8 protein-coding genes and 1 pseudogene are annotated in these 11394 nt (G+C 73.5%); all 9 read left to right on the forward strand.

Annotated elements, in window-relative coordinates:
* Window positions 1–124: 124 nt before the first annotated feature.
* The 9 genes and pseudogenes from AB0M16_RS06675 to AB0M16_RS06715 all read left to right on the forward strand — a co-directional run bounded on the left by AB0M16_RS06675 (window position 125) and on the right by AB0M16_RS06715 (window position 11342).
* Window positions 125–536 (forward strand): annotated as a pseudogene (locus tag AB0M16_RS06675) (hypothetical protein).
* A 4-nt stretch (window positions 537–540) separates the two neighbouring features.
* Window positions 541–2190 carry a beta-N-acetylhexosaminidase gene (locus AB0M16_RS06680; RefSeq protein ID WP_365339507.1) on the forward strand — a complete coding sequence of 550 codons (1650 nt, stop codon included), beginning with the start codon at window positions 541–543 and terminating at the stop codon, window positions 2188–2190.
* A gap of 257 nt (window positions 2191–2447) precedes the next feature.
* Complete coding sequence (locus AB0M16_RS06685) at window positions 2448–3335, forward strand: FAD binding domain-containing protein (protein ID WP_365339509.1); 888 nt, start codon at window positions 2448–2450, stop codon at window positions 3333–3335.
* Window positions 3332–4690, forward strand: coding sequence for a 2Fe-2S iron-sulfur cluster-binding protein (locus AB0M16_RS06690; RefSeq protein WP_365339511.1), 1359 nt, complete (start codon window positions 3332–3334; stop codon window positions 4688–4690). The genes AB0M16_RS06685 and AB0M16_RS06690 overlap by 4 nt, the downstream gene beginning before the upstream one ends.
* Window positions 4687–6987, forward strand: coding sequence for a molybdopterin cofactor-binding domain-containing protein (locus AB0M16_RS06695; protein WP_365339513.1), 2301 nt, complete (start codon window positions 4687–4689; stop codon window positions 6985–6987). The genes AB0M16_RS06690 and AB0M16_RS06695 overlap by 4 nt, the downstream gene beginning before the upstream one ends.
* A gap of 168 nt (window positions 6988–7155) precedes the next feature.
* Window positions 7156–7704 (forward strand): hypothetical protein, encoded by a 549-nt coding sequence (locus AB0M16_RS06700; protein ID WP_365339515.1) that lies wholly within the window; start codon window positions 7156–7158, stop codon window positions 7702–7704.
* Between the two features lie 72 nt (window positions 7705–7776).
* Window positions 7777–9321, forward strand: coding sequence for a hypothetical protein (locus tag AB0M16_RS06705; protein ID WP_365339517.1), 1545 nt, complete (start codon window positions 7777–7779; stop codon window positions 9319–9321).
* Between the two features lie 17 nt (window positions 9322–9338).
* Window positions 9339–10562, forward strand: coding sequence for a type VII secretion-associated serine protease mycosin (gene mycP / locus AB0M16_RS06710; protein ID WP_365339519.1), 1224 nt, complete (start codon window positions 9339–9341; stop codon window positions 10560–10562).
* Between the two features lie 54 nt (window positions 10563–10616).
* Window positions 10617–11342: a hypothetical protein gene (locus tag AB0M16_RS06715; protein WP_365339521.1), complete on the forward strand. Its 726-nt coding sequence runs from the start codon at window positions 10617–10619 to the stop codon at window positions 11340–11342.
* Window positions 11343–11394 lie beyond the last annotated feature (52 nt).

Below are 11394 nucleotides of genomic sequence, written 5' to 3' on the forward strand. Positions count from 1 at the left end.
GTGCGCACCACTCGGTGGTGCGCACGCCGGGGGCCGTTGTCGTTGCACGGAGTGCTTCCGGCGGTCACAGAGTGGTTGAGACCACTTGTCGTGGTGTGGGTCCGCCCCTAACCTCACACACGTTGTGCAGTACGAAACACCTGTTGCGTATGTTGCAACACTCGCTCGGAGGGGAACCGCCGTGAAGCTTCCTGCCCGCCTCGCCGTACCCGTCGCCCTTCCGCCCTCGAACCGGCCGGCGAGATCCAGTCGACCGAACCCCGGCCGTGGGCCCTCTCCCCGACCCTCGACTCCTTCCGGCGCGTCTTCGAACAGCAGGATTTCGGCCGTTACTTCCTCGACTCCCTGATCGTCGCCGGGGCGGTCGTGCTCGCCTCGGCCGTCATCGCCTTCTCGCTGCCCCTCGCGATCCGGATGCTGCGCGGCTTCGTCGAGGCGGTGCCGGAGGCGCCGTGATGACGATCCCGGTGCTCGTCTACTTCGTACTCGTACAGCGCCGCCTGGTCTCGGGACCGGGCGGGGCGGTGAAGGACTGACGCGATGACCGACGACCTGTACCCCGGCGCGGACCTGATCCCCGCGCCCGTGAGCATCGACGGCCCCTACCGCTGCGGCTTCTCCCTCGACGCCACCACGGCCCTCGACGCCGCGCCCGGCACGGAGACCACCGAGCGCTGGCTGCGCGCCACCCTCGGCGCCGCCTTCGGGCTCCCGCTGCGGCCCGCCACCGAAGGGGCGCGGCCCAGCATCAGCCTCCGCCTCGACGACACCCTCGGCCCCGAGGCGTACCGCCTCGGGGTGGCCTCGACGCTGGGCGTCGAGATCACCGGCGGCGGGCCCGCCGGCGTGTTCTGGGGCGCCCAGACGCTCCGGCAGCTGCTCGGCCCCGACGCGTACCGCAGGGCATCGCTCGGGAAGCCGGCCCCCGGCATCCCGGACCAGACCGTCACCGACGCCCCCCGCTTCCCCTGGCGCGGCCTCATGCTCGACGTCGCGCGGCACTTCATGCCCAAGGACGACGTGCTGCGGCAGCTCGACCTCATGGCCGCGCACAAGCTCAACGTGCTCCACCTGCACCTCACCGACGACCAGGGCTGGCGCATCGAGATCAAGCGCCACCCGCGGCTGACCGAGGTCGGGGCCTGGCGGGCGCGGACCAAGTGGGGACACCGGGCGTCGCCCTTGTGGAACGAGACGCCGCACGGCGGCTACTACACGCAGGACGACATCCGCGAGATCGTCGCCTACGCCGCCGACCGGCACATCTCGGTCGTGCCCGAGATCGACGTCCCCGGCCACTCCCAGGCCGCCATCGCCGCGTACCCCGAACTGGGCAACACCGACGTCGTCGACACCACGGCGCTCTCCGTCTGGGACACCTGGGGCGTCAATCCCCACGTGCTCGCCCCCACCGACACCGTCCTCCGCTTCTACGAGGGCGTCTTCGAGGAGGTGCTCGACCTCTTCCCGGCGGAGACCTCGCCCTTCGTGCACATCGGAGGCGACGAGTGCCCCAAGGACCAGTGGAAGGCCTCGCCCACCGCCCAGGCCCGCATCGAGGAACTCGGCGTCGCCGACGAGGACGGGCTGCAGTCCTGGTTCGTCCGGCACTTCGACCGCTGGCTCGCCGACCGCGGCCGCCGGCTCATCGGCTGGGACGAGATCCTGGAGGGCGGGCTCGCCGACGGCGCCGCCGTGTCGTCCTGGCGCGGGTACGCGGGCGGCGTCACCGCCGCCGAGGCCGGCCACGACGTGGTGATGTGCCCCGAGCAGCAGGTGTACCTCGACCACCGGCAGGCCCACGGCGAGGACGAGCCGATGCCCATCGGATACGTACGGACCCTGGCGGACGTCTACCGCTTCGAGCCCGTGCCGCCGGGGCTCACGCCCCAGGCCGCCGCCCACATCCTGGGAACACAGGCCAACGTGTGGACGGAGGTCATGGAGAACCGGGCCCGCGTCGACTACCAGACCTACCCCCGCCTGGCCGCCTTCGCCGAGGTCGCCTGGTCCCGGCTGCCCGCCCCGGCCGCCCGCGACGTCGCCGGCTTCGAGCGGCGCATGACCACCCACTACCGGCGCCTCGACGCCCTCGGCGTGGAGTACCGCCCGCCCGGCGGGCCACGCCCCTGGCAGCGCCGCCCGGGTGTCCAGGGCCGTCCCATCGAGGGGGCACCCCCGAACGTGTGAGGCGCCCGGGCGTCCCCGGTGTGACCCACCTATCCCCTCGGCCTCACCCAACAGCGGCAAAAGGGAAGTTACTGTCCCCCGTGGGACGCCACGTCACGGCCTGGACGGAACCGTCCTTCGCGAACCCTCGCGACGTACGGCTCGGAAGATGTGCCAGAGTTGCCACGTCCAGGCTGTGAGCACGTACGGTACGCCCACACAGGCGTGACAGCCGGGGACGGTCGGGGATCACCGGGACACCGGGAAGGGGCAGCGGGTTGACCACGCACGCACCACAGACGGCACCACGAGCGGCGCGGTCCGTGACGCTGCCCACCTCGCTCGACGAGGCAGTGGCGGCCCTCACGGCCATGCCGGCCGCCGTTCCCGTGGCCGGCGGCACCGACCTGATGGCCGCCGTCAACCGCGGGCAGCTGCGCCCCGCCGGCCTGGTCGGCCTCAGCCGGATCAACGAGATCCGCGGCTGGCAGTACCAGGACGGCCACGCCCTGCTCGGCGCCGGCCTCACCCACGCCCGGATGGGCCGCCCCGACTTCTCGGCCCTCATCCCCGCCCTGGCCGCCGCCTCGCGCGCCGCGGGCCCGCCGCAGATCCGCAACGCCGGCACCCTCGGCGGCAACATCGTCTCCGCCGCGCCCACCGGCGACTCCCTGCCGGTCCTCGCGGCGCTGGAGGCCGAGCTGGTCGTCGTCGGTCCGCTCGGCAGCCGCGAGCTGCCCGTCAGCCACCTGCTGGCCGGGCGCGACCTGCTGGCCCCCGGCGAACTCGTCGCCTTCGTCCGCGTACCCCTGCTGCACGCCCCCCAGGTCTTCCTCAAGGCCACCGGCCGGACCGGCCCGGCCCGTGCCTCCGCCTCGGTCGCCGTCGTCCTCGACCCGGCGCGCCGCGGGGTGCGCTGCGCGGTCGGCGCGATCGCGCCGATGCCGCTGCGGCCGCTGGAAGCCGAGCAGTGGATCGCCTCGCTGGTGGACTGGGACGCGGAGCGGGGCCTGGCCCCGGAGGCGCTGACGGCGTTCGGCGAGTACGTCGCCGCCGCGTGCATTCCTGACCCGCAGGGCGACGAGCAGTTGCCCCCGGCCGTACTGCACCTGCGGCGCACGGTCGCCGCGCTGGCCCGACGGGCACTGGGGAGGGCGCTGTCGTGAGCGACGCACACAAGGGTCAGACGGGCGGCTGGGAGCCGATCCCGCAGAGCGAGGGCTACGACGGCGACGCGACCGCGTTCGTGCAGCTGCCGCCCGAGTTCATGCTGGAGGGCACGCCGCTGGAGGCCCCGGGCCACGGCTACGTGCCGCCGATGATCGTCCCGCTGACCCCGCTCTCGCCTCCGGCGGCGGACCACGCGGCCACGGACCCGGCGGCGACGGGCGCGTGGCCGGTGCAGGGCCCGATGACGGCCGGACCGGTCCAGGGCGCGGGCTCGGTGCACGAGGTGCCCGCGCACCAGGTCCCGGCGCACGAGTCCTTCGCGCAGGACGTCTCCGTCCAGGAGCAGACGGGGCAGTGGACCATCCCGACCGTCGAGGGCGACGCGGAGGCCCTGGAGGACTCGGGCGAGTACACGACCTCGCGGCTGGCGCAGTACGCGAGCAGCGCGCCCGCCACGCTGCCGGGAGGCGCCCCGGCGCCGTGGGCGGTGCCGGAGGCCTCGCCGGAGCCCGATCCCGTGGCCGAGACCCCGGCCGAGCTCCTGGCCGTACAGGGGCAGGAGCCGGAGCCCGCGCTCGCGGTCGTACCGGAGCCCGAGTCGGCACCTGAGCCCTCGCCGGCGCTGTCGCACGAGCCGTCGCCGGAGTCGGCGCACGAGTCGTCGCACGAGCCCCCGCCGGAGTCGGCGCACGAGCCCCCGCCGGGGTCGTCGCCGGAACCGGAGATCTTCGCGTCCGCCCCGGCCGACTTCGGCCCGGCGGACCTGGCCCCGGCCGACCTGGCACCCGTCGACATGTCGATCGACAGCGACGAGCACCCCCACACCTCGTACACGCTCCGCGTGAACGGCGCCGACCGGCCCGTCACCGACTCCTGGATCGGCGAGTCGCTGCTCTACGTGCTGCGGGAGCGGCTCGGGCTCGCCGGGGCCAAGGACGGCTGCTCGCAGGGCGAGTGCGGCGCGTGCAACGTGCAGGTCGACGGCCGGCTCGTGGCCTCCTGCCTGGTGCCCGCGGCGACCGCCGCCGGGTGCGAGGTGCGGACCGTCGAGGGCCTGGCCGTGAACGGCGAGCCGTCCGACGTGCAGCGGGCGCTGGCGAAGTGCGGGGTGCAGTGCGGCTTCTGCATCCCGGGCATGGCCATGACCGTGCACGACCTCCTGGAGGGCAACCACGCTCCGACCGAGCTGGAGACCCGCCAGGCGCTGTGCGGCAACCTGTGCCGCTGCTCCGGATACCGGGGCGTGCTCGACGCCGTGAACGAGGTCGTCGCCGGGCGCGCGGCCGAGGCCGGCGACGAGGCCCGCATCCCGCACCAGATCCCCCACCCGCACGACGGAGGCACGGCGTGACGAGCGACACGACGACCACGGAACCGGCGGACCTCGGTCCCGGCGCCGGTCCCGGCCGCGGTCTCGGCGTCTCGCTTCCGCAGGCCGACGCGCGGGCGAAGACCGAGGGCACCTTCCCGTACGCAGCCGACCTGTGGGCCGAGGGCCTGCTGTGGGCGGCGATCCTGCGCTCCCCGCACCCCCACGCCCGGATCGTGTCGATCGACACGACCGCCGCGGCCGAGATGCCCGGCGTACGGGCCGTGGTGACCCACGCCGACGTGCCCGGCGCCGCCACGTACGGCCGCCAGGTCGCCGACCGCCCCGTCTTCGCCTCCGACCTGGTCCGCCACCACGGCGAGGCCATCGCCGCCGTCGCCGCCGACCACCCGGACACGGCACGCCTCGCGGCGGCCGCCATCGCGGTCGAGTACGAGGTCCTCGACCCGGTCACCGACCCTGAGAAGGCCTTCGCCGCGGAGCCGCTGCACCCCGACGGCAACCTGATCCGGCACATCCCGCTGAGCTTCGGCGACCCGGAGGCCACCGGCGAGGTCGTCGTCGAGGGCCTGTACCGCGTCGGCCGCCAGGACACCGCCCCCGTCGGCGCGGAGGCGGCGCTGGCCGTGCCGCGCCCCGACGGCGGCGTCGAGATCTACACCGCGTCGACCGACCCGCACACCGACCGCGACCTCGCGGCGGCCTGCTTCGGCCTGCCGCCCGAGCAGGTCAAGGTGGTCGTGACCGGTGTCCCCGGAGCCACCGGCGACCGCGAGGACCCGGGCTTCCAGATCCCGCTGGGCCTGCTCGCGCTGCGCACCGGCTGCCCGGTCAAGCTCACCGCCAGCCGCGAGGAGTCCTTCCTCGGCCACGCCCACCGCCACCCCACCCTGCTGCGCTACCGCCACCACGCGGACGCCGAGGGCCGGCTGGTGAAGGTGGAGGCGCAGATCCTGCTGGACGCGGGCGCGTACGCCGACTCGTCGGCCGAGTCGCTCGCCGCGGCGGTGTCGTTCGCCTGCGGCCCGTACGTCGTCCCGCACGCCTTCGTCGAGGGCTGGGCGGTCCGGACGAACAACCCGCCGTCCGGGCACGTCCGCGGCGAGGGCGCGCTGCAGGTCTGCGCGGCGTACGAGGCGCAGATGGACAAGCTCGCCGGCAAGCTGGGCCTGGACGCAGCGGAACTGCGCATGCGCAACGTGCTGGCCACCGGCGACATCCTGCCGACCGGCCAGACCGTGACCTGCCCGGCCCCGGTCGCGGAACTCCTCTCCGCCGTACGCGACTTCCCGCTGCCGCCCCTCCCCATGGACTCCCCGGAGGAGGACTGGCTGCTGCCCGGCGGCCCGGACGGTGCGGGGGAGCCCGGCGCCGTGCGGCGGGGCGTCGGCTACGCGCTCGGCATGGTGCACATGCTGGGCGCCGAGGGCACCGACGAGGTCTCGACGGCGACGGTCCGGGTGCAGGACGGGGTGGCCACGGTCATCTGCGCGGCCGTCGACACCGGCTCCGGCTTCGCGACCCTGGCCCGCCAGATCGTCCAGGAGACACTGGGCGTCGACGAGGTCCACGTGGCGCCCGTCGACACCGACCAGCCCCCGGCCGGTCCGGCCACCCACGGCCGTCACACCTGGGTGTCGGGCGGCGCCGTCGAACGCGCCGCCAAGATGGTCCGCACGCAGCTCCTGCAGCCGCTGGCCCACAAGTTCGGCATGTCGACCGAGCTCCTCCAGATCAGCGACGGCAAGATCACCTCGTACGACGGCGTCCTGTCCACCACGGTCATGGAGGCCATGCAGGGCAAGGAGCTCTGGGCCACCGCCCAGTGCCGCCCGCACCCCACCGAGCCGCTCGACGACTCCGGCCAGGGCGACGCCTTCGTCGGCCTCGCCTTCTGCGCGATCCGCGCGGTGGTGGACGTCGACGTGGAGCTGGGCGCGGTCCGGGTCGTCGAGATGGCGGTCGCCCAGGACGTCGGCCGCATCCTCAACCCCGCCCAGCTCGCGACCCGTATCGAGGCGGGCGTCACCCAGGGCGTGGGCGCGGCGCTCACCGAGAACCTGCGCACCTCCCGCGGCCTGGTCCGCCACCCCGACCTGACCGGCTACTCCCTCCCGACCTCCCTGGACGCCCCCGACATCCGCATCGTGAAGCTCGTCGAGGAGCGCGACGTCGTCGCCCCCTTCGGCGCCAAGCCGGCCAGCGCGGTCCCCGTCGTGACCGCCCCGGCCGCGGTCGCCTCCGCGGTCCGCGCCGCCACCGGCCGCCCCGTCAACCGCCTGCCGATCCGTCCGCAGGCGGCGGTGGTGGTGGGCTGAGGGGCTGCGCGGCGGCGCCGGGGACCACCTCGGCGCCTGTGGCCAAGTCGTAACCAGGGCAGCGTTGTTGGGCGTGCAACCGGGTGGTGCGCGCTGTCCGTCGTCTTGACTACAGTGATTCACGGACTTCGGCTCGGCTCGTCGGTTCACGGGGGAGGAGCACAAGGCGTGGAAGCTTATGTGGACGGTGCGGGGGGCGCCTACGCCATGCGTGGCATGAGCAGGGAGGCGCTCCACTACAACTCCGAGTCCATGATGGAGTTCAAGAAGGGCGTCGACGAGATGATCGCCGACCTTCTGGCCTCCCCGGCGGCTCCCCAGAAGATGGAGTCCGACCCGGTGGCGCGCAGCCAGTTCGGCGGGGGCGGCGCCGCGTGGATCGAGGCGAACGAGATCTTCTCGTCCTACAAGGACGTGCTCGCGGAGCTCACCAGACTCTCCGGGCTCCTGTCCGACTGCCTGGAGGGCATGGGCATCGCCGTCGGCATCTCCAAGGACGGCATGGAGGAGACCGACCACGACATCCGGAGCAAGATGCTGACCATCAGCCAACGCGTCACGGATGCCAAGACCGCCGCCGACAAGAAGGCCGGCTACGACACCACACCCTCCGGCAAGCCGGAGGGGACGGACACCACCGTGCCGCAGCCGCCGGCGGCCCCCACCGGCCGGCCGCAGCCCACCGAAACGGCCGGCGGCGACGCCGACCTCGGCTAGCCGGCGCAGGACTCGGGACACGGGGACACGGGGACACGGGGACACGGGGACACGGGGAAGGGGCGACTCTCGATGGAGCACAACGACAACAGCGGGGGCGGCAGCGGAACCAACTTCCGCGCCATGCCGCACCAGCAGATGATCGACTGGGTGGACGAGGCCAGCAGCTTCTACGTACGCGACGCGAGCGACCGCCTGACGCGGGCCGCGAAGAAGATGCGGGAGATCGCGGACGAACTGAAGAAGCGGCCCGGCGGCGTGCAGTGGGAGGGCGAGGCCGAGAAGGCGTTCATGGAATGGACCACCAGCCTGGCCAGCACCACCCACAGCCTCGCCGACTACAGCGACCACTCGTCGAAGTGGCTGACCGAGGCCGCCAACGCGATCGCCACCGCCCAGAGCGCCATCCCGCGCTACACGTCCGTCGCCCAGGCCAAGGAGAACCTGGAGGCGGCACAGAAGTACCACAACGACCCGGACTCCCAGACGATCGCGCGCAACGCACGGTCCCAGATGGCTCCGGAAGGTGCCGACGCGGCCGCGATCAAGGCGAAGGAGGAGGCCAACCGGCAGGCGGCCGCAGGGGAGATGGAACGGCTCTCGGGCACGTACCAGTGGTCGAGCCTGCAGATGAAGAGCTTCACGATGCCGTCGTTCCCGCCGCCGCCGGACGCGTTCGTGCCCAAGACCGCCGACGGTCGGGACGACTCCTCCTTCATCGGATCCACGGAGCGAAGTGACAGCCGGACCACGGCTACCGACACCGGCACGACCACAAGGGACGCGCGGCCGGACACCAGGTCGCTGCCCGATACGCACGTGGTGCCGCCCTCGCGCGACATCACCGGGCCCACGCAGGTCGTCCGGCCGGACGTGCCCGCCGACCTGGGCATCGACAGCGTGCACACGCTGCCGCCGCCCACGACCGGCACGCCGCCGACCACCGGCACGCCGCCCACCGTCGGCCAGCCGCCGAGCATCACGCCGACCCCGCCGTTCACGGTCCCGCCCGGGCCGGTGAACCTGCCGCCGACGACGGGCAGAACGGGCCCGGGCCCGATGCCGCCGGTCACCGGCACCACCAAGACGCCTCTGGTGCCCGGCCTGCGTGGCGGCCCCAACCCCTCAGCACCGCTGCCAGGGATGCCCCGGGAGGGCATCACCGGCGGCCGTCCCGTACCGAACCATCCCGGCCGGACCACCACCGGCATTCCGCGGAGCACGGTCGTCGGCAACGAGCCCGCCAACGGGCGCACGGGCAACGGTCTCGGCCGTACCCCCATGGGCGGGCCCGGCATGGGCGGTCCGATGGGCGGTCCCGGCGGTGGGCAGAGCGGCATCAGCGGAGGCCGTCGCCTGGCTTCCGAGCCCGGCGGGGTGGTCGGCGGCCGGGGACAGCGGCCCGGCGCGGCGAACCCCCGGCCGTTCACACCCGGGGGGTCGGGGCTCGTGCGCGACGGCGCACAGACCGGCACCGGGCCCGTGGGCCGTGGTGGCGCCGTACCGGCGTCGGAACGTCGCGAGGAGGAGCGGACCGAGCGTCCCGACTACCTTGTCGAGGACGAAGAGACCTGGCAGCAGGGCAGCCGCCGCGTGGCGCCGCCCGTCATCGACTGATCGGCGCGAGGAAGCAGATGCGTACCAGCGGTATTCGACGGAGCCGTGTCCGGAACCTCGCCTCGGCCGGCTTGGGCATGCTGCTGGTGGGCATCGCTTCCGTTCCCGCCCACGCAGAGACGATCCGTGCGCAGCAGTGGCAGCTCGACATCATGCACGCGGAAGAGATCTGGCAGCTCAGCAAGGGGCAGGGCGTCACGGTCGCCGTGATCGACTCCGGCGTCGACAAGAACAATCCCGACCTCAAGGGCCAAGTGCTCGGAGGGAAGGACTTCGCGACCGACCGACCGGGTGACGAGTTCACCGACTACACCGGACACGGCACGGGGATGGCCGGTCTCATCGCCGGGACCGGGGCGCGTGAGGGTGGGAACGGAGCGTTCGGACTGGCACCCGGTGCACGCATCCTGCCGGTCCGGGTCACCGGGCTCGACGAGGGCAAGCTCAGCCAGAAGGACGGCGACGAGCAGTTCAACCGCAACGTGCCTCCGGCGATCCGGTACGCCGCCGACTCCGGGGCCAAGGTCATCAACATCTCCTTGGGCGTCGGCACGGGCTCGCAAGACCTCGCGGACGCCGTGAAATACGCCCACGACAAGGGGGCGTTGATCTTCGCCGCCGTGGGCAACAGCGGCGACAAGCTGAACAAGCCGGAATACCCCGCCGCCACCCCCGGCGTCGTCGGTGTCGGAGCCATCGACCAGAAGCTGACCCGGGTCAAGAACTCGCAGTACGGCCCCCAGGTGGACCTCGTGGCACCCGGCAAGGACACCGTGCACGCCTGCGGCGGCGGCACCGGCCTGTGCAAGTCGACCGGCACCAGTGACGCCACCGCCCTGGCCTCCGCCGCCGCTGCCCTCATCTGGGCCGAGCACCCCGACTGGACCAACAACCAGGTCCTCAAGGTCATGCTCAACACCCTTGCCGCTCCCGATGACGGCGGCGGCCGCAACGACTACATCGGTTACGGCGCCATCCGGCCCCTTCGCGCCCTGAAGACCCCCGGCGATCCCGGTCCCGCCGACGTGCGGCCCATCCCGGACCTGCCGGCGGCGGCCACCGCGTCACCCTCTGCCGCGCCTTCGGCCACGGCCACGACGAGCCCCGCACCGGCGCCCGGCGCGGTGGCCGAGGACGGCAGCAGCGGCAACACCGGTCTCTGGATCGGCCTCGGGATCGGGGCCGCCGTCCTCGTCGGGGCGGCCGTAGCAGTGCCCTTCGCGAGGGCGCGCCGCCGGTGAGGGGTTGGGCTTCGTGCCTGTTCCCCGCCCCACGCCCCTACGAGAAGGACTGACATGCGAACGGCGCTCACGAGGGCGGGAACGGCCCTGGCGGTCGCGGGGGTGCTCGCCGGCTGCTCCGGCGGTGGGACCGGACCCGAGGAGCCGCGGCCCGCGGCTGCGGAGGTCTGCGGCGGCTTCGCGAAGGAGGCCGGCGCGGCGGCGGCGCTGAGGGCCGTGACCGGGGCCGATCGGTTCGACGAGGATCTGTCCATGCCCGAGAAGGCCCTCGCAGGGCTTCGGGAGGCCGTCCGGTCGGGTCGGGAAGACCCGAGCCGGCCGCAGGGCTACCCGTACTGCTGGCTGCTGCCGGCCTCGGGTGAGGAGGGTGAGGAGGGTGAGGAGGGAGGGGAGGATTCCCTCCAGGTCGTCGTGAAGGGAGTGGAGGGGGCACCCCAGCGGGGCGCACTGCTCGAGTCGACGAACGCCGCCTGGTTCGTCTCGGGGGAGCAGGCCTTCGCCACCGGCGGCCAGGGCAAGGTGTTCTTCACCTGCCGCCTCACGGCGCCGGCGGGCAGGACCGTCATCGAGACGAGCGCGAGCTCGGCGCACCGCGGCGACGACGCCGACGCCGATGCCGATGCCGATGCCGACGCCGACGCGAGGCGCAAGACCCAGCTGATCACCCTCGCCAACGCCGCCGCCCGCCACGTCTCCGAGGAGCTCGGCTGCCAGGACGACGGTCTGGCCTCGGGCGTGCCGGCGCCCGCCCCGTCCCCCTCACGGTCGGCGCGTTCCTGATACGGACGCGGGGAGTTCGGCGACGCGGACGCCCGTCCCGGATTCATCAGGC

The sequence above is a fragment of the Streptomyces sp. NPDC051921 genome (assembly GCF_040680975.1).
In the GTDB taxonomy this organism is placed as follows: domain Bacteria; phylum Actinomycetota; class Actinomycetes; order Streptomycetales; family Streptomycetaceae; genus Streptomyces.